Source organism: Rhodococcus sp. DN22, from assembly GCF_036669995.1.
Lineage (GTDB): Bacteria > Actinomycetota > Actinomycetes > Mycobacteriales > Mycobacteriaceae > Rhodococcus_F > Rhodococcus_F erythropolis.
On sequence record NZ_CP133326.1, the window covers coordinates 6,453,972 to 6,479,697 of the forward strand.

Sequence of the window (25,726 nt, forward strand, 5' to 3'; positions counted from 1 at the left end):
TCTATAGTCGCCGTTAGCAGTTGCACACGGGAGGTGACTCGAATGACCCTGCACGGCCTGGGAATCGGTTGGCGCCCCGAGGTCTCCGGAATCATCGCGCAACTCGACGGCCTGGCATTCTGCGAAGTCATTGCCGAATCCGTCGGAAACGAGATACCGCCGCACCTCGGCTCGCTGGGAGTTCCGGTGATCCCGCACGGAATCTCGCTCTCACTTGGCGGGGCCGAGGCGGTAGATCAGGCACGGATCGATCACCTTGCGCGTGCATCCCAGCTACTGGGCGCTCCCTTGGCGAGCGAGCACATCGCATTCGTGCGTGCAGGCGGCATCGAGGCCGGCCACCTGCTCCCACTTCCGCGCACCTACGAAGCCGTCGACGCCCTGGTACGCAACATCACCCGGACTCAGGATGGTCTACCGGTGCCGTTTGCCGTCGAAAACATTGCCGCCCTGTTCGACTGGCCGAACGACGAGTTGACCGAAGGGGAGTTTCTCGCGGAGATCGTCGAGCGCACCGGAGCCCTGCTGGTTCTCGACATCGCGAACGTCTATGCCAATGCCCTCAACCGAGGGCGTGATCCCTGGGCCGAGCTGAGCCGGCTACCACTCGAGCGAATCGCATACTGCCACATCGCCGGTGGCAGCATCAGCGACGGCAAATACCACGACACGCACACCGATCCGGTACCCGAAGCCGTGCTGGCACTCCTTGCGCATTTCACCGCCGCCGGTCACCATCCCGCGATCATGCTCGAGCGCGACGGAAACTATCCGCCGGCACTGGAATTGCTCGACGAGCTCGATGCCATCGCCGACGCAGCTGGTCTGGATCGCATCACCGCGGGCACCGATTGGTCACGCACATGAGCACGCTCGGTGAGCGTCAAGAGGCGCTGATTCGCGCACTGGTGGCGGGTGGCGAACTGCCCGAAGGCTTCGACAAAGACGAAGCCGCCGTTGTCTCGGCGGCACTGCTCCGAAAGCGCGCAGGGGAAGTGGCGCACCACCTTCCGGTCGTGCGCCACACCCTCGGCGATCGTTATCTTCAGTTGTTCACAGCGTGGGCGGGCGGACGGCCGAAGACGTCTTCGCGTTCGGATGCCCAGGCCTTTGTCGCCCATCTCCAGGACATCGGCGAACTGCCTCGCCCGCCCTGGTATCAGAGGTTTCGAAAGCTCTCACGCAAGTGAGACAACAGCTTCGCTGGTGTACATGAGGAACGTCATCGATTCCTGGAAGTACAGCTCGACGGAGTTCGCATCGTGCGAGAGATAGCCGATGGACAGGTCCTGGCCCAGATGCAGTTCGTAGTCACCGCCACGCGTCGACAGCAGGAAAGCGCCGTCGATGGCCGGGGCCCAGATGATCTCGCCGTCGAGGACGCGTCGCAGGTGCTCGCGGATGGGGTAGCCGTGATCGGAGGTCTCGTTGATCGCGGTGAACGCATCTGCATTCAGGAGCAGTGAGTACGGTCCGTTGACACCGGCCAAGCGCAGCGACGTGATCGCCTGGCTGATGGCTTCCGGGTAGTCCTTGGCGTCGATGGGGAGCTTCAGTTCCGGGTTGGAACCGCTGGCCCGCACGCCGGTGATGCTGGCTGCGGGGTATCCCTCGAAGATGGCGCGGTCCTCGGCGAACGCGATCTGCTTGGCCGCGTCCTTGACGGGCTGCCAGTCGGAGTCCTTGGCGCCGCGTTCGACGTCGTCGATGGCCTGACGGCTGACGGTGAAAGGGACCCGCAGTTCGATGATCGGCTGGGACTGACGAGCATGTGCGATGACGCCGTCGGCCAAGGGATTGATCGGCACCTGATGCCCGAGTGGGATGGCCGCGAGATCGTCACCCGACGGTCCCTCCACATCCACGACACGACGACCGGCGACGTGACGCTTGAAGGTACGGCTCGCCTCTTCTTCGATCTCGGCCCAGGCTGCTGCCGAAATGGGTGCTAGGTCGCGGTGCAGGTTTGTCATTGCTGGGCACTCCTTTTGAGGCTGCCGATTCCGAGAGAACCGTCAGAGATGGGCGCTGTGAACGTCGCTTCGGGAACGAGCCTGGTCGGCAAGTCCGGGGGATCGTCGAGAAAGTCCGCCGTCGGAACGAAGAAATTGATTCCGGTGACGGCGGTGGAGAAATCGAGAATGCGGTCGTAATTGCCGACGGGATTCCCGATGAACATGTTGGTGAGCATCTGCTCGGTGACCGTCGGCGACGCCGAGTAACCGATGAAATAGGTACCCATCTCAGCGGAGCCGACGTGGCCGAACGGCATGTTGTCCCGCAGAATCTGGATCTGCTCACCGGATTCGTCCTCGATGACGGTGAGTGCGGTGTGGGAGTTGGCCGGCTTGGTGTCGTCGTCCATCTCGAGATCTTCGAGCTTGGAGCGTCCGATGACGTTCTCCTGCTCCTCGACGGGCAGGGAGTTCCACTCCGACATGTCGTGGAGGTACTTCTGGACGATGACGTAACTGCTGCCTGCGAAATCCGGATCCTCGTCACCGACGGTGACCGCGACGTAAGCGGCCTGCCCGGACGGGTTCTCGGTACCGTCGACAAAACCCATGAGGTCGCGTTGCTCGAAATACTTGAACCCGTGGACCTCGTCGATCACCGACGCGGCCCCGGCCAACCTGTTGGTCACGACCGTGGCGAACTCGAAGCACAGGTCCATCTGACGGGCCCGGATGTGAAACAACAGATCGCCCGGCGTGCGCGGGGCGTGGTGTTTGTCACCGGTCAACTCGACGAACGGATGCAATTCCGCCGGCCGTGGACCGTCGAAAAGTCGATCCCACGCATCCGAACCGATGCCTACGACGGCAGCCAAGCCACCGGCGGGAACCCGGAATCCGATCGAGCGTTGCAGCCCGGAAATATCCGCCAGAACGTCGTGAACTGCCTGCTCACCACCCTCGTCGATGGTGAAAACCAGGAAGATCGCAGCTTCCGTGAGCGGGGTCAGCAACGGCTGCGGTATCGCGGGAAGGGCCACTTCGGCCTCGTCGATCTCACTCGTTTCCGCCATGCAGACCAGTATGGACGATTCCGGCAGTCCCGGCATCAGTAGTGGGTAAGTCGCGTCAGGGTGTCGCGTCAGGGTGTTGCGGCCTGGGCGCCCGCGTCGAAGCCGGCCGGAATCTCGAAGATCTTTCCGTCGAACCCGGCGCGGTAGAGATGCCCGGCCGCGAAACCGGAATTGCCACGCCCGTAGGTCAACACACTCGACGCTTGCAGTCCGCTGGTGAGCGAGCAGTACTGGCCGGGTCCGTCGATCCGCCACACCTCACCACTGATGTCCGTGGGAACAATTGCGCGATCTCGCGAGTCCAAGGTCAAACCATCTGGGGCAGAGAAGGTTTCGAAACCACCGAGATCGACCAACGACTCCGAATATCCCGGATTGTCCACGGAGATGCGGCTGACACCCGGGTTTGCGAACGTGCGCGAAACGTAGAGCCAGCGATTATCGGCGCTCAGGGCAGCGCCGTTTGCACTCGGGAAGGTTGCCCACGCCGGGTCGACGGAACCATTCGGGCTGACCTTTCCGATCAGCGAACCGAAATCGTTGGTGGCGTAGATCGTCCCGTCGTGCGCGACGGCAAGGCCGTTTGCAGCGCTCAGACCACCGGCTATCGGCGTCACGGCACCCGAGTTCACGTCCACCCGCGCGACCGACGCAGCACGCGTCAGATCGCCGATCAGCACGCCGGCGTTTGCTCCGGTACCCACCAGCAGTGAACCGTCCGGGCTCCACGCGAGTGCGCCCGCACCGCCGGGAACCGTCGCGATCGGAACTGCGGCCTGACCAGGCCCGTCGACGCGGAAGATCCGCCCACTCACCAGGTCGGTCGTATACAGGCGCCCTTGCCCGTCCACCGTGACACCCTCGAGGGCAGCACCCGGAATCTGGGCGCTGAGTATGGCGGGTGACGATCCAGGGCAAGGCGGAGCGGCGGCGGCACCGGACACGCCCAGAGCCAGAAGCGAACCGGCAACAAGAGCACCGGTGATACCTACCCGAATACCGCGATCGAAGATCCTGGTGCGCATCTGCGCAACGCTAGACCTTCGGCCCGATTTCGCCTAGAGCGACCGAAGGAAAGAGATCAAAAGTTCATTGACCTCGGCAGCGTGTTCTTGTTGTACGAAGTGCCCCGCACCGCCGAGGAGATGTACACCCCGCAGGTCGGGGACGGTGTCCTTCATTCGGTCCAATGCCTTGGGACCGCTCATCGCGATGACCGGGTCTTCCGCGCCCGCAACGAAGAGCGTCGGGACCTCGACGTGCGCGCCGTCCAGATCCGCGCTGCGTTCCCAATTGGCGTCATACGCTCGGTACCAGTTCAAGCCACCGGTGAAACCTGTTGCAGTAAAGGCCTTTACATAGACATCCAAATCATCCTCGGTGAGCCACGACCACGGCAACGCCGGCGCCTCGGGAAGTACGTCGAGATAGCCGTTTCCTTCGGAGGGGTTCTTCCACACATCGAGGTACCGGTAGGCCCCGGACAAGGCGTGGAAGAGCCGCTGAAGGAATTCACGTGGACGGGCGTCGAGTTCGCGCTCCGCAACACCCGGTTCCTGAAAATAGTGAATGTGCAGAAAGTGCTTGCGCGCCAAGGCGGCGTAGATGGCCGAGGGCTTGGCCGGAAATCTGTCCGGCGCATAGGGAACCGCCAAGGAGACCAGTCCCGCAACGCGATCGGGGTGACGAAGCGCTGTCGTCCACGCGACCGGACCGCCGAAATCGTGTCCGACGAACACCGCTTTGTCGATTCCGAGAGCGTCGAGTAGGTCGATCAGCCGGTTCGCGACGGCGTCGTTGGTGTAATCCTCGATCGCGTCGGGGCGGGTAGTGCCGCCGTAACCGGGCATGTCGAGTGCAATCGACCGAAAACCCGCTTCCGCCAACGCTGCCGACTGATGGCGAAAGCTGTATCCGAGGCCGGGAAAGCCGTGGCACATGACCACAGCTGTCCCGGAACCGGAATCGTCGATCTGCCAACAGAATCCGTCGACGTCGATCGTCTTGACCGTCATGTCAGGCGGTGATCATGTCTTCCTGGTTCCAGAATGCGCGCATCGACAGGATCTTTCCGTCGTCGTCGAAGGTCATGACGTCGATGGGTGCGATGGTCAGGGTCTGCTCGCCGAGCTTGGTGATCAGCGAGAAGTGGAATGCCGCTTCGTTTCCGGCGATGCGGAGGGTCTGAAGGTGAGCTTCCTGGTCGAAATTCTCGATCACGGAGTAGAACTCGAGAATGGACTCGCGGGTGGTGCGCACGTCGGTACCAACCGGGTCTTCAACCGTTGCACCCTCTGCGTACAGGGCCACAACCTGGGCAGCAGTGCCCGTCGCAACGGTCTCGATGTAGGCGTCGACGGTCTTGCGGATTACCTCTGCGGACGGTGCCATGGTCTACCCCTCGTAGTTAGAACAGGTTCTAATTCTGAGGATAACCTACGACTCTGTTCCACGGGTCAGCTTTCGAGCACCTTGCGCAGGCGAGCCTTCTTCCGGTTCTCCCGCACGATCCAGACGACATCGGCGTCGTCCGACGCCTCCAGGGAGAGGAATGCCGGCAGTGCATTCTCCGGATCCGCCGCAACCGCGACACTCCAGCAGTATCCGAGCGCCTGCCGGAGAGTCCGTGTATCGGCGTCACGACGGGCGTCATCCGGTTGCGAGACGATCCACTCGGTAGCGTCTCGGCACACCTGAACGGCCAGCGCAGCGTTGGTCTTGTCCTTCAGCAACCGTGGCTCGCAGTTCCCGGCAGCCGCTGCGCGCAGCGTCAATGGATGGGTGGAGCGCGCCCACTGCTCGATGATCGCCCGGAACAATTCCGGATCCGTGTCGCCTATCGCTTGAACGGCCATCGCGGCAGCTTCACGTGCACGCCACGACGCACTGGTGGTCGCCTCCGTGAGACTGTTCAGAACAGCCTTGTCGCGTGAACGAACAAGGATGAATCCGAGCCCGACGATCCCACAGCAGCGGATGTATTCGTCCTCGGACTCCGCCGCCAGCAGGATGTCGTCGTCATCGGCGCCGCGCGCGAACTCGAGCATGAGCCCAAGGTTCGCGCGCGGGCCGGGCAGTCCTGAACGCTCCGTCAGGTAACTCCACAGTTCATCGCCGTCCAGATCCGCGAACGTCGTGGGAGTCCTGCTTTCTCGAGTGCGGGTGCACCCATCATTTCACCGAAAGCCCTCTCACGACGGGAGTTCGAAGCTCACTTGCTTCCGTCGTCGCGCATAGAGGAATCCACCGACAAACGCGAGCACCAGCACCCCGGTCATCACCACGGCCAGAATGTTGCCGCCCAGTAGGAGCGGAAGGTTTCCGGCAATGGCGATCGCGAATCCGATCAGCCCGACAAGGCCCAAGCTCGGGGCAAGTTTGGTGTGCCAGAATCGCTGATCGACCTTCGTACGATGAAAGAAGACGAGCACCGCAAGGCACGTGAGCAACATGAGAGCCACGATCCCCACCGTTGCAACGCCGGCGAACCACGCGAAGATCTGTGTCACCGGATCCAGACCGATGACGATGCAAGCTCCGAGAAGTACCAGAGCACAGCAGGATTGCACCACTGACGCGATGTGCGGCGAACCATGCACGCGGTGCGTCCGCCCACCTGCGCCCGGCAGAACGCCGGTGTTCGACAGAACGAAGATGTATCTGGCCAAGACATTGTGGAGAGACAGAACTGCGGCAAAGAGACTGGACACCAACAGAATTTGAATCAGGTGGGCTGTCACCGTTCCGGCAAAGTCGGTGGCAGTGGTGATCAGCATGCCGTCGGGGTCAGTACCCGCAATGTCCACTGCACCCTTGTCGCCCCAGGCTGTCACAACCGCCCAACTGGAGAGAGCGTAGAAGCCGCCGATGAGGATCAAGGCGGCGTATGTCGCTCGCGGGATAGTCCGCGCGGGATCCTTCGCTTCGTCACGGAAGATCGCCGTCGACTCGAACCCGATGTAACCGGCAAGCGCGAATACCAATGCGACGCCGGGGGATCCGGAGAATATTTCCGACGGAGAGAACATTGCTGTCGACGGGCCTTCCGGACCACCGTCGGCGACGATGAAAGCGTCGAGTACGACTACGATCCCGACCTCTGCGATCAACAGGATGCCGAGCACCTTGCCCGACAATTCGATATGACGAAATCCGAGGACGGCTACCAGAGCCAACGAGGCGAGCGAGAAGATCCACCACGGCACCTCCGGACCACCGTAGGAGGTGATCAACGAACTCATTGCCGGGCCGAGGTAGCCGTATACGGCCAATTGCACTGTGCTGTAACTGACGAGGGCCAACATCGCACTGCCGACGCCGGCACCACGGCCGAGACCATGTCCGATGTAGAGATAGAACGCTCCGGTTCCCGGGATGTAACGCGACATCGCGGTGAACCCGACGGCGAAGAGCAGAAGTACACCGGTTGTCACGGCGAAGGTCATGGGGAAGCCCGCACCGTTGCCACCGGAAATACCCAGCGGCACAAGACCACTGATCACAGTCAGGGGAGCAGCTGCGGCAACGACCATGAGGACTATCGAGCCGGTACCCAGCGAGCCTCGAAGAGTTCGGTCATCGCCGGATGCATCACGTGAAGCATTGACGGAAGTATGGGTCATACGGGCGATGTTAGAACCATTGAAGTCGATTCGGGACCCAATTCACAAAACTTTTACTTGCGAAAAACGGGACGAACCGTCCGTTCGTCGCGCTCCCGTCAGCCTTCTTCCTGCAGCGCCAAGCGTTTGAGCTCGTCTTTTGCGTGCAGAATGTGACGTTCCATTGCCTCCGCCGCGCGAGCGCTGTCGCCCCGCTTGATCGCCTCGAAGATTTCCTTGTGCTCCACCCTCGAAGCCTCGACCTGGTCTTCGAACACGAGATGATCAACGGGGACGAACATTTCGCCGCGAGCCTCGACCACAGCGGCCTCCAACCTGCTGTTTCCCGCCGCTCTGGCGATACCGCCGTGGAACCTGGCGTCACAAGCCCGGAACGATCCCCGACTTCCGGAAACCCCCAATTGCTCAATGGATTCGAGCAACTCGAGAAGATGACGATCGGTTCGCCGGACCGCCGCGAGGCTTGCCGTGCGCATTTCCAACCCGATACGGAGGTCGACGATCTCGTCGATGTCTGCTTCTCGCGCTTTCAACTGGCCAACCCAGTCTTCATAAGGCCTGGTCAACTCCGAAACGAACGATCCACCCGTGGCTCCTCGCCGCACCTCGATGTATCCCATCGCCTGAAGGATTCGGACCGCTTCTCGCACACTGACTCGACCGACTTCGAGTTGCTGAGACAGTTCACGCTCGGACGGCAGGCGATCACCGGGGCTGAGCGCGCCGCTGTGAATGAGCAGTCGCAAGCGTCGAGCGATATCCTCCCCCAACGTCGGTGCACTGACCATGAATTCGATGGCCGGCAGCTTGTCGATCTGCACGTCTCGTACCCCCTACTCGGTGCCTGGACCGACACTTACGCTTCGTCTTGACCTACGAAATCGAACGCTCCCATTCGCAACTGTCCTTGAATAGATACAGCAGCGCGCGGCACTTCGAACCCGTTACCCCAACTTTACAAGCCAAACTCTAGCGAAAAGCCATTCAATGGTTCTATGCTCGCTCCTATGACCCAATTCACGATGACGGCGGAGGCACTCCCCGCCATGCCCCTGATCGGAGTCACCGGCCGCGTCGACCGCGGCGGGCCGTCACTACCCAACGTCGTCGGCGACGCGTTGATGGAAATGTTCTTCACCGATTTTCCGTCGAAGATCCGCGCCGCCGGTGGTCAACCGATCCTGCTGAGCATCCACAGTGATCCGCGCCGAATCGTCGAGCATCTCGACGCCCTCGTCCTCAGCGGTGGTTCCGACGTGGACCCCCGACGATACGGCCGCACCCCCGGCCCCAACTCGTCACCCATCGACCCCGCTCGGGACGAATTCGAGTTCGCCCTGGTCGATGCAGCCTGGGAGATCGGACTGCCAATCCTGGGAGTGTGCCGAGGACACCAAGTCGTCAACGTCGCCCGCGGCGGCACACTGGTTGCCGACCTTCCGACCGACGCCGGTGAGGCGCACAGCTTCTTCGGCTATCCGCGTTCCTACCGACCACAACAGGTCGCTCTGGAATCCGGCTCCATCCCATACAGTCTGTACGGCAACAGCATTCACGTGAACAGCCTTCACCACCAAGCCGTGGACACCCCGGGGAGCGGGCTTCGGATCGTCGGACGCGCGCTCGACGGCGTCGCCGAAGCCATCCAGGCCGCCGATCGCCCCGTGGTGGGCGTGCAGTGGCACCCCGAATTCTTCGTCGAAATCGACCCGCTCTTCTCGTGGCTCGTCGACGCTGCAACCTCCCGTCGGACCAATTCTTCTCACCAGATCGATCATCACAGAATGGAAGACAACAATGTCACGTACGCATGAGAACAAGGTTGCCCTGATCACCGGTGCAGGCTCCGGAATCGGCCGCGGCATCGCGCTGCGCCTCGCCTCCGACGGTGCCCGCGTCGCGGTCGTGGACCTTCACATCGAAAGTGCAAAGGAGACCGTCGCACTTATCGAATCGCAGTACGGCACACCCGCGCTCGCCCTTGAGGCCGATGTGCGCGACCGCGCCGCCGTGAGCGCCGCTTTCGAAGCCACCGTCGCCGAATGGGGACGCTTCGACTACCTCGTCAACAACGCCGGCCTGATCACGATGAGTTCTCTCGAGAACCTCACCGACGAAGAGTGGGACCTCGTCCTCGACGTCAATCTCAAGGGCATGTTCATCGTCACGCAGATCGCCACCCCGTACTTCCGCGACGGCAACAGCGGCGCTGTGGTGAACTTGTCGACGGTGGAAGCGGACGTGGTCGTGTCCTCCCAGGGCTTCGCACAGGTCCACTACAACGCGTCGAAGGGTGGAGTGAAGATGCTGACGAAGGCTCTGGCCGTCGAACTCTCGCGGTACAACGTACGAGTCAACGCGATCGCCCCCGGGCCGGTCCCCACCGCCTTCCTGCCTGGCATCGACGTCTCCTCCGGCGAAGTTCTCGACTTCATGAAGTCCAGGCTCCTGGTGCCGCGCGTCGGCCGCCCCGAGGACATGGGTGCTGCAGTCTCCTTCCTGCTCTCCGACGACGCCTCCTACATCAGTGGAGTCCAGCTGCCCGTCGACGGCGGATGGCTTGCCCGATGAAAGGCCGGCTCACCACGGCCGAGCTCGCCGAGTCCGACATCGACACCGTCCTCATCGCCGGTATCGACCTCTACGGACGGTTGATCGGCAAACGAGTCCCGACGCGAATTTTCCTCGCGAACATCGACGAGGGTCTGCATGTGTGCACCTGTGTGTATGCCTGGGATGCCAGCCAACGCATGGACAAACTCGTTGTCGACTACGCCGGCGGACACACCGGCTGGCATGACTTCCGCCTGCAACCTGACCTGGGAACACTGCGACGCGCGTCGTGGCTCGAGTCCACTGCCATCGTCATCGCTGACTCGGTCGACGAACATACCGGCGAGATGGTCCCGATCGCACCGCGCACGATCCTGCGCAAACAGATCGACAAGCTCGAAGCTGACGGCCACACCGTCTACGCGGCAACGGAACTCGAGTTCCACCTCTACCGAGGTGCCCCCGACGCATTGCGGCGCAGCGGCTATCGGGATCTCGAACCCACCACCCTGGTGCCCTCGGATTACACCATCACCGCCGGCAACGCGATGGAACCTTTCTTCCGCAAGGTACGAACCGCGTTGGAGGAGAGCGCGATTCCCGTGGAGGTCTCTCAGGTCGAATACGGCCTGGGCCAGTGGGAGATCAACCTCGAATACGGAACCGCCCTCGAGATGGCCGACCGCCATGTGCTATTCAAGCAGGTCGTCCACGACGTCGCTGCGGCAGAAGGGCTCACTGCTACCTTCATGGCACGTCCGAGCACCGACGGCATGGGCTCGTCGTGTCATATTCACGCGTCCATGCGGAGCGACGACACCTTCCCATTCCACGACGAAAGCGCAGAAAACACCGCGAGCGCCGAGCTGCTGCACGCCGTCGGCGGAGTTCTCGAGCACTGCCCGGAACTCATGCTGTTCTACACGCCGACCATCAACTCGATGCGCCGCACCAGAGCCAGCCACGATTTCTCGGGGAACGGCTTGACCTGGGGTTTCGACAACAGGACTACCACCTGCCGACTCATCACCGGTGCACCGTCCGCCAACCGTCTCGAAATGAGACTGCCAGGGGCGGACGCAAATCCGTATCTCGCACTCGCCGCCGTTCTGGCGTCGATGAACGACGGTCTGACACGAAAGCTCGATCCCGGCGCACCGGTACGACGCGACGGGTACAGCGACACAGACACACTCGAGAAGGTGAAGCAACAACCGCTGCCCGGCACACTGGACGAAGCGGCGCGTGCGCTCGAGGCCAGTGAGTTCGCACTCGCGGCGTTCGGCGCCGAGGTCGTATCGCACTATGCGGCGGTCGCCAAGGACGAATGGGATTCCTTCATGTCCGCGGTCACCGACTGGGAACGCGAACGCTACCTCGACAACATCTGACCTACAAACGATTTCGCCACGAAGGACAGTCATGACCACTTCATGCTCACTCGTGCCCCAGAACAACACGATCGACGGAAACGTCGAAACACCGGCTATCGACCTCGGCGAATTTCTCACCGATCCCGACACCGGAGAGAAACTGCAAGCCCAACTCTCGTCCTCCACCGAACAGGTGGAGAGGGCGATCACCGCCGCGACAGAACTTCACCGATCGGGTGTCTGGACCCGTCGATCGGTCGCCGACCGGGTGCGCCTACTCGAGAGAACGGCTGAACTTGTCGAAGAACGGACTGCGGCGATCGCTCGTGAGGACTCCAAGAACAACGGCCTTCCGCTTTCGATCAGCACACTTTTCGCCGGCGGACTTCCCGATCTGTTCCGCAGTGCTGCAACGCATCTGAAGAACTCCTCCGGGTTCGAGCAGCTGGCGTCAGGTGCACAATTACGTCGGCTGGCGTGGGGCCCGACCGCTGTGATCGCACCGTGGAACGCACCGAGCTTCATCACCGCCAAGAAGACCGCATTCGCTTTGGCCGCAGGTGCTCCGGTCATCGCCAAGCCCTCCAACTGGGCTCCGTCAGGACCCAACGTGCTTGCCGAGGCGATCTCACGTGCCATCGCCGAAGTCGACGCGCCGAAAGCTCTGTTTCAACTCGTTCACGGAGGCGGGGACGTCGGGCATCTACTGGCCTCCGATCGACGAATCCGAGCACTGGCGTTCACCGGCGGCCGAGCGGCCGGTAGTTCCATCGCCGCTGCAGCTTCTACCGATTTCAAGGCTCTTCAACTCGAGCTCGGCAGCAACAACCCCGTGATCATCCGCGCCGACGCCGACATCGATCTGACTGCCGCCGCACTCGTCGACGGGTTCACCAAACTCAACGGGCAATGGTGTGAGAGTCCGGGAAGCGTCTTCGTGCCGCCGCACCTTCACGACCGGCTTGTCGACGCAATACTCGACCGCACGGCCGAAATCGCACTCGGCCGAACCGATGACGCCAACACCACGATGGGTCCGCAGGCGAACGAGCCTCAACTCCAACGGATGCGGGATACCGTCGAGTTCCTCCGTGGCGTGGGCGGCACGGCCGTCTCGAGCACCCCCGTGCCTGACGATTCCGGATGGTTCTTCCCACCGACAGTGGTGCACGGAATCTCGTCGGAGCAGACCAAATCGGAGACCTTCGGGCCGATCCTGACGGTGCACCGAGCATCAACCGACGAGGAAGCTCTGCTCGAGGCCAACGCTCTCGATACCGGCCTGGCCGGATACGTGTTCGGCGCCGACATCGACGCCGCTCGTGAACTTGCGACCCGAATCGATTGCGGTGAGAACAAGATCAACACCACCAGCCTCCTGGACCTAGACGACCACTCGACCCAGAGTTTCTGGGGCGGAAGCGGTATCGGCGCACACGGCGACGCAGAGCTTCTCGACTTCTTCCGGGGATCGAGAATCATCGGGGTCGATGCGCCCGGACTTCCTCTCTAGGCGGAGGAGGTCGAGGAAATGGGTGAAGCGGCTCGGGTGGGCACCGATACGAGTCGGGTGGGCACCATGGTGGTCGAATGCCACGATACCGCGGCGGTTCTCGCACGTATTTCGTCGCTGGGGTGGAAGCTCGGCGTCGAGGTCGTCAGCCTGTCTACATGGGTATCCGTGACATCGCCGGGAGTCACCGGAATGTCGATCGCGTACCGTTGCCCGGCAACGATCTCCGACGCCATGTTGATCAAGCGTCTCAACAAGATCATCGGGATAGTTCGCATCAAGACGGACCACGGCCCGTTCGTTCCGGTGACACCACAGGTCGGCCTACACGTCACCGCGACTTTCCAACGCGTCGATCCCGTGGCGCTGGTGGCGTACCGGCACGGCGCAACTGTGTGCAGTCAAGCGAACAATGTTCTGTCGGTACAACTCACCACCACCCGATCGATCGCGGACACATTCGTATCTGATCTGGCACAGGTCGCAGAGCGTCCGCTGCGGGGTGAGATCTCGCTGCAGGAGATTCATCTTGCATGACGTCGAAGTGCACCACGGCGATGTGCGGCTACGGAAGTTGGCCAGTAGCCGCACATCATCGTGTGATCAGTGAGCAGGGAGGAGGGACGTCTCCTGCTGCACACCGTCTTCTGCGCCGATCTGGACGATGTTTCGCGGCAGGAACACGGCTGCGATCGCGCCGAGAACTGCTGCAGCAGCACCGATCAGGAACGCGATACGCATGCCCTCGTCGGTGTAGAAGACAGCGCCCTCCATCGCCATCGCGATGTGCGAGTTCAAGACCGTGAAGGCGATGACGGGAAGCACTGCGGGGAAGATGCTCTGGAAGACCGCAACCATGCTCGCCGTGGTTGCCTGCAACTGCGGCGGCACTGCCTCGATGAGCAGGTTCGGGATGGAGGCGTAGCCCATACCCATACCGACACCGAAGATTCCGGCAAAGATGATGAGCAGAGGCTTGTTGTCGTGAATGGTGGCCGTCAACGTGAATCCGACTGCCATGAGGATCATTCCGATGATCATCAGCAGACGGGGCCGGATGTTGCGCCCCACGAGGAAGCCCACGATCAAACCACCGACCACCACCATGCCGCCAAGGGGCGCCTGGAAGATCGCGAATCCCTCTGCCGTCACGCCGAATCCGTATCCCAGGCCGAGAACTGCGGGGGTCATCACCATCATCGGCAGCAAAATCGTGAAGACTCCCGATGCGCCGTAGCAGAAACCGGCACCGACGGCGGTGAGCATCACCGAACGCTTGCCGAAATAGCGCAGGTCGATCAAGGGCTCGCGGATGGCTCGGGCAGAGGCAACCCAAGCCACCAACAGTGCGACGCCGCCGATCAGGTAGGCCAGTGTCGAACCGTTCTTCCAGCCCCAGGTCGGTCCGAAGCTGACGCCGATCAGAATTCCGGCGATGCCCGATCCGAGCAGTACCGCGCCGATCAGGTCCAGCGAAGAGCGAAGTCGGACAGTCGATTCCGCCGTCGAAGCGAAGATCATGCCGCCGAGGAGAACCAGCCCGACGACAAAGAACCAGAAGATGCTCCGGAACCCGTGGTTGTCGATCAACCAACCGGAGACGAACGGCGCCGGAATCGCGATCAGACCCATACCGGAAGTCGCGATACTGACTGCCAGCGCAACAGTTTTCGGCGGGAAGACATCTCGAATGAGGGAGTAGCTCAGGAAGAGGCAGGGAACGAGCAGACCCGTCAATGACCGGCCCAGAATCAGGACGGCATAGCTCGGCGCAACCGCCGAAATGAAGGATCCGACCGCTGCGCCGGCGACCGCCAAGAGCAGGACTTTTCGCTTGCCGTACATGTCGGCGAGCTTTCCGAGCAGAGGAGACGCGACCGCCCCCAGCAGCAAGAACGACGTGAGCAGCCAAGCTCCCTGCGTCGTTTGATAATGCGCCGAGATGGCCGGCAGCGCAGTGGAAACCATCATGTAGCTCACCGCGAGCATCTCGAGAAGTAGAACGATCGACGCCAGAGAGAACACCAGTCGCGGAGTCCAACGCTCCGGTATCGATGTCGGTTCGGGCGCACTAGGAGACGAACCGGAGCTGTGGACGTGAGACGCCATGGCTGGAAGATCCTTTCGGGACACCTACAAATTCGATTGACCCCCTGTCGAATACCGCCGACGGGGGCCTTGCGGGGAAGTGCAGTGGAACGACAGCTACCGCTCTCGGCAACGTGTTACGTGCATCACAGCCCTCACATCGAACACGCGCTACCAAATGTTCCGTGGAGCGGGACATTCAGGACAACGACTGATTGGCGTCACAAACTCGAACCTGGCCTTGGATTATGAGCAACGGCAACGATTTTCGGTTCGAACTTGAACGTGGAGCCATTCCCATTTCGAAATACCGACCACCCCGTACTTGACGATCCCGCCTTTGAGGTTCCCCCTCGGTGTCAACGTCGGGAATCATCCCCAGAAACGACTGTGCGCCGTTTCGGTAGCGGTAACTACCAAAACGGCGCACAGGGGCCGAAGGCCCTACAGAACTATGTTCACCATCTTGCCCGGCACAACGATCACCTTGCGGGGTGCGTTGCCCTCGAGCAGAGCGACGATCTTCTCGTCGGCCAGCGCAATCTCTTCGACAGCCTTGCGATCGGCATCCGCCGGGACGCTGATGCGGCTACGAACCTTGCCGTTGACCTGGATCGGGTACTCGACGGTATCCTCGACGAGCCACTTCTCCTCGACTGCCGGGAAGGGTCCGTGCGCAAGGGATTCCGTGTGACCCAGACGCGACCACAGCTCTTCCGCGAGGTGCGGCGCCAGGGGAGCGAGCATCAGCACCAGCGGCTCGACAGCAGCACGCGGCGCACCGCCCGGGAACGCCTTGGTGAGGTGGTTGTTGTACTCGATCAGCTTCGCGGCGGCCGTGTTGTCGCGCAGCGCCGTGTAATCCTCGATGACACCGGAAATCGCCTTGTTGAGCGCACGCAAAGTCTCTTCACCAGGAGCTTCGTCGGTGACACGGGGCTTGCCGGTCTCCTCGTCGATGACGACGCGCCACACTCGCTGCAGGAATCGCGCAGCACCGACGACGTCCTTGGTAGCCCACGGACGCGAGGTGTCCAGCGGACCCATCGACATCTCGTACACACGCAGAGTGTCTGCACCGAACTCGGCGCAGATCTCGTCCGGCGCAACGGCATTCTTCAGGCTCTTGCCCATCTTGCCGTACTCGCGGTTGACCTCGGCGCCTTCGTAGAAGAACTTGCCGTCACGCTCGACGACCTCTTCCGCCGGCACGTAGACGCCGCGGGCATCGGTGTACGCGAATGCCTGGATGTAGCCCTGGTTGTACAGGCGGCGGTACGGCTCGCTCGAGGACACGTAGCCCAGGTCGAACAGAACCTTGTGCCAGAAGCGCGAGTACAGCAGGTGCAGCACTGCGTGCTCGACGCCGCCGACGTACAGGTCGACTCCACCGGGATCGTTGGGGCCGTGCAGTTCCGGACGCGGGCCCGTCCAGTACGCCTCGTTCTGCGGGTCGCAGAAGGCGTCCTGGTTGGTGGGGTCGATGTAGCGCAGCTGGTACCACGAGCTACCTGCCCACTGCGGCATGACGTTGGTGTCGCGGTGGTAGGTCTGCAGACCGTCACCGAGATCGAGCTCGACGTTGACCCAGTCGGTCGCCTTGTTCAGCGGGGGAGAGGGCTCGGAGTTGGCGTCGTCCGGATCGAAGGACACGGGTGCGTAGTCCTCGACCTCCGGAAGCACCACGGGCAGAGCCGAATCCGGCAGAGCGTGTGCGTTGCCGTCCGCGTCGTAGACGATCGGGAAGGGCTCGCCCCAGTAACGCTGACGCGCGAAAAGCCAGTCGCGCAGCTTGTACTGGATGGTGCCCTTGCCCTGGCCGCTCTCCTCGAGGCGACTGATGACGGTCGCCTTGGCCTCGGCAACGTCCAGCCCGTCGAGGTAGTCGGAGTTCACCAGCGGGCCGTCACCGGAGTACGCAGCCTCCGAAACATTGCCACCGGCAATAACTTCGAGAATATCCAGACCGAACGCGTTCGCGAACTCCCAGTCACGGTGATCGTGTCCCGGAACTGCCATGATCGCACCGGTGCCGTAACCCGTCAGAACGTAGTCGGCGATGAAGATCGGAACCTTGTGTCCGTTGACCGGATTGACGGCGTAGGAACCGAGGAAGACGCCCGTCTTCTCCTTGTTTTCCTGGCGCTCCAGGTCGGTCTTGGCGGCAATCGACTTACGGTATGCAGCAACAGCTTCCGCCGGCGTCGTGGCACCGCCAGTCCAGCGTGCGTCGACACCTTCGGGCCACTCGTCCGCGACGAGCTTGTCCACCAAGTCATGCTCAGGAGCCAGCGTCACATAGGTGGCGCCGAACAGCGTGTCGGGGCGCGTCGTGAACACATCGACGCCGTACTGGCCTGCGGCAAAGGTAACTTCGGCGCCATAGGAGCGTCCGATCCAGTTGCGCTGCATCGCCTTGACCTTGTCCGGCCAATCCAGGTACTCGAGATCGTCGACCAGGCGATCGGAGTACGCGGTGATGCGCATCATCCACTGCTGGAGGTGCTTACGGAACACGGGGAAGTTTCCGCGGTCACTACGACCGTCGGCGGTGACTTCCTCGTTGGCCAGCACGGTACCCAAACCGGGGCACCAGTTGACCATCGAATCCGACTGGTAGACAAGGCGGTACGAGTCGACGACCTTTGCCTTCTCGGCGACTGTCAGCGACGCCCACTCGCGTCCGTCTTCCAGAGCGCGCTCACCGGAATCGAACTCGGCTTCCAACTCGGAGATACGACGCGCCTTGCCGGCTTCCTTGTCGTACCAGGCGCCATGGATCTGCAGGAAGATCCACTGCGTCCAGTGGTAGAAGTCGACATCCGTCGTCGCGAGACTACGACGCTCGTCGTGGCCCAGACCCAGGCGTCGCAGCTGGCGCTTCATGTTGGCGATGTTGGACTCGGTGGTCGTCCGCGGGTGGGTACCCGTCTGCACGGCGTACTGCTCGGCCGGGAGACCGAACGCGTCGTAGCCGAGGGTGTGCAGGACATTGCGCCCCTGCATGCGATGGAAGCGCGCGAAGACGTCCGTAGCGATGTATCCGAGCGGGTGACCGACGTGCAGGCCCGAACCCGAGGGGTACGGGAACATGTCCTGAACAAAGAGCTTGTCGGCGGGAACACCGTCGGGCGAGGAGAGCGGACCGACCGGATTAGGCGCGTTGAACGTGCCGTCCTCACTCCAGCGGTCCTGCCAGTGCTGCTCGATCTGGCCGGCGAGCTCCGCGGTGTAGCGGTGCTGCGGAGTTGCGTCGGCTGGTGAATCGGGGGACTGCGGAGACTCGGTCACTGTGGTCGCTATCTACTTGGCTGACGGAAATACCGATAACCAGGGTAGAGCCTGCACGACCCGGGCATACCATCAACTCCACTCGCGCCTATCCTGTATGGGTGATCGTTGTCGCTGTGGTGCTATTCGTGCTCGCTGTCGCCGTCGGTGGAGTTGCTGTCGCCGGACTGATCGGCAAACTCCCGCGCAACCGCTGGGCCGGTGTCCGCACCGAGGATTCCCTGCGGAGCGAGGAGTCGTTCGCCCTCGCCAACAAGGTGGCCGGTCCGACCATGCTCGCGGCCGCCGGAATGTTGGTCATCGGCGGAGTCGCAGCACTGACCATCGGCGGAGTCTTCGGCGTCGCAGTCGCGATCATCGCCGTCGTCGTCGCCGTCCTCACCGCCGGTTTCGGTGGAGGCATCGGTGCCCGTGCTGCCGCCGCACTCCCGCAGCAGAGCGGATGCGGTAACGACTGCAACTGCGGCGGACACTCCGAGCCTGCCGCAGACGAGCCGGTGGCGGAGACCCCCGAGGCCAAGGCGAACGCTGCCGCTTGCGGTACCGCTTCCTGCGGTGCCTGCGCACTCAAGGATGCTTGCCAGCCGGCTCATTGATTCACGTGAAACATCGCGTGGTCGACCCGGCCGGGGTCGTATTCGGGCTAGTCGTTCCGCTGTTGTGTGCGGTCTTCGGCTTCGTCTTGACAAAAATTTGGGAGCCCCGCCTCCCGGAACAGATCGCGACTCACTGGACCACCACCTCGCCGGACGGATTCTCCACCCCGTCGGCCAACGCCTGGACCATTGCACTTCTGACGCTGCTCTTCGGTGGCGGCCTGAGTGCGATTGCTGCTCTTGCTCCCGCGATGCTGATGATGCGCCGATTCATGTTGGTTGTCGGGCTGAGCGTGGTCGGGCTCATCACGACAGTGAACTTCGCTTTGCTCTACACCCAACTCGATGTCACCGATCCATCTACGACGTCACTCCCGCTGTGGTCTCTCGGTGTCGGCTTTGCAGTCGGCGGGGTGCTGGGGTGGATCGGCGCCTCCTTCCTGCGTGACTACCGCGTCCGCACTCTTGCCACGATCGAACCCTCGGCCGGGTTGCCGCGAAGCCGCTGCGCTCTCCCCATCTCCGACGACGTCGGATTCAGCACCAAGGGGTCGGTGATCCTCACTGCGATCACTCTGGCGCCCGGAGTCATCATGGCGTTGGCGATGCGGTCACTCTGGCCGTTGTTCATCTTCGGGGCACTCGGACTGCTCGTCGTCAGCCTGGTTCGCTTCCGGGTGATCGTCGACGAACGGGAAATCCGGGTGATCAACATGGGGATGGCTGCGATGACCTACGGCATCGAGGAAGTTGTCGGAGCCGACGTCGCGGAGATCAAACCGTTCGCGGACTTCGGCGGCTGGGGACTCAAGACCAAGGGTCGTCGTAACTACGGCGTCGTCACCCGCACCGGACCAGCGGTGGTCATCACGTTCGCTTGTGGCGACCGACTCACGATCACGACACCCGAAGCCGAAGACATCGCGGGGTCACTCAATCGATTGGCCGACGCCCGGACTCGGTAACCGCCGAGCCTGAACCGATCGCTTCCTGAGTCTTCTCGAGATACCCACACGCCGCAGCCCTGGCTTTGGTGACATCGCGTTCGGCGATGGCTTCGGCAACTCCCTGATGATGCGAAGACGTCAGCGACGGCGGATGCACCCCTTCGGTCACCTCGTAGGTGGCTCGAACTGTTTCGAGGATTCCGGCAAACAGATCTTTCAGCACGGGATTGTGGGCGGCATCGACGACGGCAATGTGAAACGCGAGATCGACGTCGACGAAGTTCTCCGCTGGGACATCACGCTTGGCGGCCAGTTCACGAAGTATCCGAACGTCGTCGTCGCTGCGACGCTCACACGCCAACCGGACCGCTTCCATCTCGAGCGCACGACGCACTTCGAAGACGTATTTCATCTCGTCGACGGACGCGTGTTTGCCGAGCAGTCCGCCGATGTCGGTCCGAGCGCGTACGAAGGTCCCTGATCCGCGACGGATCTCGAGAACTCCCGTCGAGGTCAATGTCTTGATCGCTTCGCGCACGGTGTTCCGGCCGACGCCGAGAACACTCATCAGCTCCGGCTCGGTCGGAACACGATTGCCCACTGTCCAGACGCCGTCGGAGATCTGCGTGCGCATCCAGTCGAGGGATTGCTCGTACGCGGACTCTTTGCGAACAACGGTCATCAGCTCATCCTCACAGCATTAGCGGCGATCATTCCACTCACCTACGATACGTAGGACGACCCATGTATTTTCGCACTCTGTCTTCAGGAGGGGCTTCCCACGTCCGCCACAACTGTCGCCACCGAAGAGCGCACACGCCGCACCAATCGACACTTCTACGGCGTGGGCTACGTCCTCACCGTGATCCTCTTGGGCGCGAACATGCCCACCTCCGTCTACGGGCTGTACCGGACCGAGTTCGGATTCACGCCCACCATCCAGACGCTGATCTACGGCGTCTACGTCGCCGGCCTCGTTCCGGCATTGCTGTTCTTCGGACCGCTGTCCGACGCCCTCGGCCGACGCACCGTGCTCCTTACTGCACTCGCTCTGAGCGTCGTCGGCACGCTCGTTCTGGCATTTGCCGACGCGACGGTGTGGTTGTTCGTCGGCCGGATTGCCCAGGGAATCGCGGTGGGCGCGGCCAGTGCGGCGGGCAGCGCCGCATTGGTGGAGCAGGAACCGAAGTTCGATCACCGACGAGCAGCGCTCGTATCGACGGTGACGGGCGCGTTGGGCGGTGCGCTCGGACCACTCGTGTCCGGTGCAATCGCCCAGTACCTTCCACAACCGCTGCGGTTGCCGTATCTGATCTTCCTCGTCGCGTTCATCCCGGCACTGATCGTGTTGCTGCTACTTCCGCGGATCGGGGACGTCACACGCCCGAAGCGGTTCTTCCAGATGCCACATGTTCCCGCCGCCATTCGCGAGACTTTCTGGCTCAGCTCGCTCGCCGTCGCGCTGTCGTGGGGCGCGGTCGGGCTCTTCCAGTCGGTGGTCCCGTCGTGGATGACCAGCCTGCTGAACATCGACAACCTTCTACTCGGCGGCGGGGCGGCCGCACTGGTGATGATCTGCTCGGTGGTCGCGCAACTCGGCGGAAGCCGCATGGACCCGCGCACGTCCGTCACCGCCGGCCTGGGAATCCTCGCTCTGGGAATGATCGGCCTCCTCGTGGTCGACCTCGTCCCGAGCCTGGCACTGCTTGGCGTCATCACCGTCGTGGTCGGCGCCGGGCACGGTCTGGCGTTTGCCGGCGGCATGAAGCGCGTCAACGCCGCCGCCCGGACCCACGCCCGCGAGAGCCACGGCGGAGTTCTGGCCGCGTTCTTCACCGTCAGCTACGCGGGACTGGCGATCCCGTCGATCATCGCGGGTATCGCCATCACCCTCCAGGGAATGCAGACGGCCATCATCGAGCTGTCGATCATCGGGACGCTGCTGTGCCTGGCGGTGATGGGCTTCAACCTTCGTGGGGCTCGAGAGCCCGCTGAAGCTCGCCGTTATCCTTAGCCAGGTGAAGTTTCTCAGTAGGTTCTACATCGACGGGTTCATCCTCGGCATCATCATCGCCGGCGTGCTCGGAAGTGTGTTCCCGGTATCGGGTACCACGGAGAGCATTCTGAACTGGGCCACCAAGATCGCCATCGGCTTCTTGTTCCTGCTCTACGGCGCACGGCTCTCGCCGCAGGAAGCCTGGAAGGGCGTCAAGCACTGGCGACTGCACACCGTCGTCCTCGCCGCGACGTTCGTGCTGTTCCCACTGATCGGCCTAGCACTGCGATTCCTGTCACCGACGCTGATCAGCGACGAGCTCTACACCGGCATCCTCTACATGTGCCTGGTTCCGTCGACGGTTCAGTCTTCGATCGCGTTCACCTCGATCGCCAAGGGGAACGTCGCGGGCGCGATCGTCAGTGCGTCGTTCTCCAACCTGATCGGCGTCTTCGTCACACCGCTGCTGGTGGTTCTGCTGATGAACACCACCGGCCAGGCGACGGTCGACTTCTCGTCGATCCTCGACATCGTCGTGCAGTTGCTGATCCCGTTCATCGTCGGTCAGCTGATCCGCCCGCTGGTGATCGGATGGCTGCAGAAGTACGCCGAACCCACCAAGTACGTCGATCGCGGATCGATCCTCCTCGTTGTCTTCGCCGCCTTCAGCGAAAGCATGAAAGAGGGGATCTGGAGCACCATCACGATCTGGCAGATCGTGATCCTCACAATCGTGTGCTGCCTGATTCTCGCGCTGGTTCTCGGCGTGACCACTCTCGCGGGGCGCAAGCTCGGGTTCGATCTTCCCGATCAGATCGTCATCATCTTCTGCGGGTCGAAGAAGTCCTTGGCAACGGGCCTACCGATGGCGGCTGTACTGTTCGCGGGCCAGCCCGTCGGCCTGATCGTGTTGCCGCTGATGATCTTCCATCAGATCCAACTGATCGTCTGTGCTGCGATGGCGCAACGCTTCGCGAATCGGGATCCGGTCAGCGTCAGCTAGCGAGCAACTCGCCTCGGGTCGCGTCGACGCAGCCGCAACCGCCCTGCAGTTCAGCACAATCGATGGACAGCGCATGGCGGACCGATGCCAAGTCGAGGCAGTTCGCGCCGGTGCATTCGAGTGATCCGTCGGCATGCCGCAGCAAAGAATCGTGGCAGTGATCGACATCCGAAACACAATCCGCGCACTGGATCTGACGCTCAGCGAGCATTACTGCCACCTCTCTCGAAAACGATGACACAGGAATATCATCGACCTCCGACAAGTCAGTTTCGTTCCACCTCGATGGGGTGGCTGGCCAGCATCGCCACGGGTAGCGGCTGGCGTCGTAGCACCCGTGCCCAGACATCGACTCGGGGCGGCGTCAGCACATCCGACGGCAGCGAGCTGATCACCATCCAGTCTTCACGCTCGAGCTCCGAATCCAGCTGGCCCAGAGTCCAACCCGAGTACCCGGCAAAAATGCGGATCCCTTCGACCAGAGGAGCAATGACCTCCGGGTCCGAGTCCAGATCCACCATGACTACCTTGCCGTCCACCCGCCGCAGGCCGGCGACGCCGTCGATCCGCGCACCGTTGCGAGCGATGCCCAGGCAAAGCGCCGAGTCACGCTTGACTGGTCCACCGATGTACAGGGCCGAAGGATGCGCGGTCAGCGGTGACCACTGCGGCAACACGTTCTGCACGGCCGTCTCACTCGGCCGATTGACGACGACGCCCAGGCTCCCGGCGTCGTTGTGCTCGATCATGTAGATGACGGTGCGGCGAAATGCGGGTTCCGTGAGATCGGTCGACGACACCAACAAACTGCCCGGACGAACCTCCGGTTCTATCCAGGCCATTCGATCCTCGGGTTCTTCTGCGTGCGCCACAAGGACATCATCTCACCGACAACTGCGCGCGGAGGAACGAGACACAAGCGTGTTCAGGTCAGACCCGCCACATCGGCAAGTAGTGCCAAATGCCGCTCGAAAATCTCGCTCGCGTCGGTGAACGTATCGCTTCCGTACTGCCCGAACACCTCGAAGTTCACCGAACCGAACAGCGATACCCAGACGAGAGTTGCGCGCACCGCGGCATCCGGCGGCAGGTCGGTACCCAGTTCATTCCGCACTCCCTCGAGGTCCGCTGCCAACGTGTCACTCAGGCCCGGACCCTCTCGCACCGTCAGTGAACCCGCGCGATGGGCGGCGTCGATGATCCCGATCAGCCGGGTCACGACGAGGGTGCCGGGGCCGGTGGTCTGCTCGCCCGGAGCGTCGTAGCCGGGGACGGGGCTGCCGAACAACAGACCGTAGCGGGCCGGCTCCCGGATCGCCCAGCTCCGAACGGCGCGCCCGAGAGCAATGAACTGTCCGCGAAAATCCTCTGCTGCAACGGCATTCACGGCGGCGTCCACTTCCGCGCCCAGTTCCGTGTACCCGTCGACCACCAGCAAGGTCAGCAGTTCGTCCCGACTGGCGACATAGCGGTATACCGCTGAGGACACGACTCCCAGGTCACGCGCGACGGCCCGCAGAGACAAAGCGGCAGCGCCGACAGCAGCAAGATGCTCGCGTCCGATACGGGTGATGTCCTGCAGCGTCTGTTCGCGCGCCCGCTCACGGGGAGTTCCAACCATGAGTCCATCTTGCCCCATTCCCGAGAGCAGTATCAACAAAAGAGAGCACTGCTCTTGACAGCGCTGAGGCGCGGGTGCATTCTTGAAAACGAGAGCAGTGCTCTCAGTTCACTCGAAACAAGAAGGAGCACGCCATGTCGAACCTCGAAATCGTCACCGGAGCAGGACCCGTCGGATCCGCCGTCGCACTACAGCTCGCCGAGCAGGGAATCAACGTCCGGCTCCTGACCAGGTCCGGCAGCGGGCCCGAGCACCCGCTGATCGACCGCCGACGCGTCGACGTCTCGGATGCCGAGGCCCTGCGCTCGGTCAGCGAGGGCGCCACGGCCATCTACCACTGCATCCACGCCGCCTACAACGCAGCCGATTGGGAGCGGGAACTCCCGGCGGCCGAGAAGGTTGTGCTCGACGCAGCCGCATCCATCGGTGCCGTCGTGGTCTTCCCCGAAAGCCTCTACGCCTACAACTCCGACACCCTGATGACCGAATCCGATCCACGCAACGCCACCGGCGGCAAGCGCGGAGTGCGCACCGCGCTGCTGCGTGCTCGCGAGGCCTCTGCAACACCCACCGTCAGCGTCGTGGCCTCGGACTTCTTCGGTCCCCGCGTCCGCACTGCCCACGCCGGCGAGCGCATGGTTCCGAAAGTCATGGCAGGTAAGAAGATTCGTGTCATCGGTTCCGCAGATCAGCCGCACTCCTTCACCTACATCCCCGATCTCGCAGCAGCGATGATCGCGGCGGCACACAACCCCGAACTTTGGAACTCCGTCCTCCACGCACCCACCGGCCCCGCGCTCACTCAGCGCAAGATCGCCGAGGCCTTCGCCCGCGCCGCCGGGGCATCCCCCGCCAAGGTGGGTGTCCTGCCCGCCTGGGTGCTCGACGCCGCCGGCAAGATCAACACCGACAGCCGCGAACTCGCGGAGATGAACTACCAGTTCACCAAGCCGTTCGTCATGGACTCGAGTGCCAGCGAAGTGCTGCTCGGACTCTCGCCGACGCCGCTCGATCAGGCCGCCGAAGAGACCGTCGCGTGGTGGCGCGAGGAACAGGCTCGCGCCGCTGCTGCCTGAATCTGGAGGTGGGCCGGGC

26 protein-coding genes are annotated in these 25,726 nt (G+C 62.6%); 12 read left to right on the forward strand and 14 right to left on the reverse strand.

The window, feature by feature from the left end:
• Positions 1 to 42: 42 nt before the first annotated feature.
• The gene (locus RA302_RS29780; RefSeq protein ID WP_030537466.1) at positions 43 to 867 is read left to right on the forward strand and encodes a DUF692 domain-containing protein; all 825 of its coding nucleotides are present in this window, start codon (positions 43 to 45) and stop codon (positions 865 to 867) included.
• Positions 864 to 1,190: a hypothetical protein gene (locus RA302_RS29785; RefSeq protein ID WP_030537467.1), complete on the forward strand. Its 327-nt coding sequence runs from the start codon at positions 864 to 866 to the stop codon at positions 1,188 to 1,190. Before RA302_RS29780 ends, RA302_RS29785 begins: the two co-directional genes overlap by 4 nt.
• Here RA302_RS29785 and RA302_RS29790 read toward each other — a convergent pair.
• The 8 genes from RA302_RS29790 to RA302_RS29825 all read right to left on the reverse strand — a co-directional run bounded on the left by RA302_RS29790 (position 1,179) and on the right by RA302_RS29825 (position 8,471).
• The gene (locus RA302_RS29790) at positions 1,179 to 1,973 is read right to left on the reverse strand and encodes a family 1 encapsulin nanocompartment shell protein (protein WP_003942478.1); all 795 of its coding nucleotides are present in this window, start codon (positions 1,971 to 1,973) and stop codon (positions 1,179 to 1,181) included. The two genes, RA302_RS29785 and RA302_RS29790, sit on opposite strands and share 12 nt — an antisense overlap.
• Complete coding sequence (locus tag RA302_RS29795; protein WP_042447536.1) at positions 1,970 to 3,028, reverse strand: Dyp-type peroxidase; 1,059 nt, start codon at positions 3,026 to 3,028, stop codon at positions 1,970 to 1,972. Before RA302_RS29795 ends, RA302_RS29790 begins: the two co-directional genes overlap by 4 nt.
• Positions 3,029 to 3,096: 68 nt before the next feature.
• Positions 3,097 to 4,053, reverse strand: coding sequence for an SMP-30/gluconolactonase/LRE family protein (locus RA302_RS29800; protein WP_007729077.1), 957 nt, complete (start codon positions 4,051 to 4,053; stop codon positions 3,097 to 3,099).
• A gap of 33 nt (positions 4,054 to 4,086) precedes the next feature.
• Positions 4,087 to 5,043: an alpha/beta hydrolase gene (locus tag RA302_RS29805; protein WP_030537468.1), complete on the reverse strand. Its 957-nt coding sequence runs from the start codon at positions 5,041 to 5,043 to the stop codon at positions 4,087 to 4,089.
• A gap of 1 nt (position 5,044) precedes the next feature.
• A complete protein-coding gene (locus RA302_RS29810; protein ID WP_003942502.1) occupies positions 5,045 to 5,419 on the reverse strand; it encodes a nuclear transport factor 2 family protein in 375 nt (124 codons plus the stop codon).
• Between the two features lie 65 nt (positions 5,420 to 5,484).
• Positions 5,485 to 6,075, reverse strand: coding sequence for a hypothetical protein (locus RA302_RS29815; RefSeq protein WP_225320215.1), 591 nt, complete (start codon positions 6,073 to 6,075; stop codon positions 5,485 to 5,487).
• Between the two features lie 144 nt (positions 6,076 to 6,219).
• Positions 6,220 to 7,650 (reverse strand): APC family permease, encoded by a 1,431-nt coding sequence (locus RA302_RS29820; protein ID WP_051720950.1) that lies wholly within the window; start codon positions 7,648 to 7,650, stop codon positions 6,220 to 6,222.
• A gap of 98 nt (positions 7,651 to 7,748) precedes the next feature.
• Positions 7,749 to 8,471, reverse strand: a complete 723-nt coding sequence (locus RA302_RS29825; protein WP_021332595.1) for a FadR/GntR family transcriptional regulator — start codon at positions 8,469 to 8,471, stop codon at positions 7,749 to 7,751.
• 186 nt (positions 8,472 to 8,657) lie between these two features.
• Between RA302_RS29825 and RA302_RS29830 the strand changes: the two genes are divergently transcribed.
• The 5 genes from RA302_RS29830 to RA302_RS29850 are packed head-to-tail and all read left to right on the forward strand — an operon-like array spanning position 8,658 to position 13,626.
• Positions 8,658 to 9,464 (forward strand): gamma-glutamyl-gamma-aminobutyrate hydrolase family protein, encoded by an 807-nt coding sequence (locus RA302_RS29830; RefSeq protein ID WP_225320216.1) that lies wholly within the window; start codon positions 8,658 to 8,660, stop codon positions 9,462 to 9,464.
• Positions 9,448 to 10,221 carry an SDR family NAD(P)-dependent oxidoreductase gene (locus tag RA302_RS29835; protein WP_021332597.1) on the forward strand — a complete coding sequence of 258 codons (774 nt, stop codon included), beginning with the start codon at positions 9,448 to 9,450 and terminating at the stop codon, positions 10,219 to 10,221. Before RA302_RS29830 ends, RA302_RS29835 begins: the two co-directional genes overlap by 17 nt.
• On the forward strand, positions 10,218 to 11,594 hold the full coding sequence (locus RA302_RS29840) for a glutamine synthetase family protein (protein ID WP_030537473.1): 1,377 nt from the start codon (positions 10,218 to 10,220) through the stop codon (positions 11,592 to 11,594). Before RA302_RS29835 ends, RA302_RS29840 begins: the two co-directional genes overlap by 4 nt.
• Positions 11,595 to 11,625: 31 nt before the next feature.
• The gene (locus tag RA302_RS29845) at positions 11,626 to 13,089 is read left to right on the forward strand and encodes an aldehyde dehydrogenase family protein (protein ID WP_030537474.1); all 1,464 of its coding nucleotides are present in this window, start codon (positions 11,626 to 11,628) and stop codon (positions 13,087 to 13,089) included.
• An 18-nt stretch (positions 13,090 to 13,107) separates the two neighbouring features.
• Positions 13,108 to 13,626 carry a hypothetical protein gene (locus tag RA302_RS29850; protein WP_007729094.1) on the forward strand — a complete coding sequence of 173 codons (519 nt, stop codon included), beginning with the start codon at positions 13,108 to 13,110 and terminating at the stop codon, positions 13,624 to 13,626.
• A 66-nt stretch (positions 13,627 to 13,692) separates the two neighbouring features.
• Here RA302_RS29850 and RA302_RS29855 read toward each other — a convergent pair whose 3' ends face one another.
• Entirely contained in the window at positions 13,693 to 15,198 is a 1,506-nt protein-coding gene (locus tag RA302_RS29855) for an MFS transporter (RefSeq protein ID WP_338478894.1), read from the reverse strand.
• A gap of 423 nt (positions 15,199 to 15,621) precedes the next feature.
• Entirely contained in the window at positions 15,622 to 18,468 is a 2,847-nt protein-coding gene (gene leuS, locus RA302_RS29860) for a leucine--tRNA ligase (protein ID WP_030537476.1), read from the reverse strand.
• A 101-nt stretch (positions 18,469 to 18,569) separates the two neighbouring features.
• Here leuS and RA302_RS29865 point away from each other — a divergent pair, with 101 nt between their 5' ends.
• Positions 18,570 to 19,064, forward strand: a complete 495-nt coding sequence (locus RA302_RS29865; RefSeq protein ID WP_030537477.1) for an SdpI family protein — start codon at positions 18,570 to 18,572, stop codon at positions 19,062 to 19,064.
• Positions 19,065 to 19,069: 5 nt separating this feature from the next.
• Complete coding sequence (locus RA302_RS29870; protein ID WP_030537478.1) at positions 19,070 to 20,029, forward strand: hypothetical protein; 960 nt, start codon at positions 19,070 to 19,072, stop codon at positions 20,027 to 20,029.
• Here RA302_RS29870 and RA302_RS29875 read toward each other — a convergent pair.
• Entirely contained in the window at positions 19,998 to 20,693 is a 696-nt protein-coding gene (locus RA302_RS29875) for a FadR/GntR family transcriptional regulator (protein WP_030537479.1), read from the reverse strand. The two genes, RA302_RS29870 and RA302_RS29875, sit on opposite strands and share 32 nt — an antisense overlap.
• Positions 20,694 to 20,855: 162 nt before the next feature.
• Between RA302_RS29875 and RA302_RS29880 the strand changes: the two genes are divergently transcribed.
• Both RA302_RS29880 and RA302_RS29885 read left to right on the forward strand, forming a co-directional pair.
• Entirely contained in the window at positions 20,856 to 22,025 is a 1,170-nt protein-coding gene (locus RA302_RS29880; protein ID WP_003942549.1) for an MFS transporter, read from the forward strand.
• Between the two features lie 4 nt (positions 22,026 to 22,029).
• The gene (locus RA302_RS29885) at positions 22,030 to 23,010 is read left to right on the forward strand and encodes a bile acid:sodium symporter family protein (protein WP_030537480.1); all 981 of its coding nucleotides are present in this window, start codon (positions 22,030 to 22,032) and stop codon (positions 23,008 to 23,010) included.
• Here the strand turns inward: RA302_RS29885 and RA302_RS29890 are convergent.
• Genes RA302_RS29890 through RA302_RS29900 form a run of 3 tightly spaced genes read right to left on the reverse strand, consistent with a single transcriptional unit; the run spans position 23,003 to position 24,631 of the window.
• Positions 23,003 to 23,221, reverse strand: a complete 219-nt coding sequence (locus tag RA302_RS29890) for a hypothetical protein (protein WP_007729106.1) — start codon at positions 23,219 to 23,221, stop codon at positions 23,003 to 23,005. The two genes, RA302_RS29885 and RA302_RS29890, sit on opposite strands and share 8 nt — an antisense overlap.
• A gap of 55 nt (positions 23,222 to 23,276) precedes the next feature.
• Positions 23,277 to 23,882: a YqgE/AlgH family protein gene (locus RA302_RS29895; RefSeq protein ID WP_003942572.1), complete on the reverse strand. Its 606-nt coding sequence runs from the start codon at positions 23,880 to 23,882 to the stop codon at positions 23,277 to 23,279.
• Between the two features lie 53 nt (positions 23,883 to 23,935).
• Positions 23,936 to 24,631, reverse strand: coding sequence for a TetR/AcrR family transcriptional regulator (locus RA302_RS29900; protein ID WP_003942494.1), 696 nt, complete (start codon positions 24,629 to 24,631; stop codon positions 23,936 to 23,938).
• A gap of 134 nt (positions 24,632 to 24,765) precedes the next feature.
• Here RA302_RS29900 and RA302_RS29905 point away from each other — a divergent pair, with 134 nt between their 5' ends.
• Entirely contained in the window at positions 24,766 to 25,707 is a 942-nt protein-coding gene (locus RA302_RS29905; RefSeq protein ID WP_030537481.1) for an NAD-dependent epimerase/dehydratase family protein, read from the forward strand.
• Positions 25,708 to 25,726 lie beyond the last annotated feature (19 nt).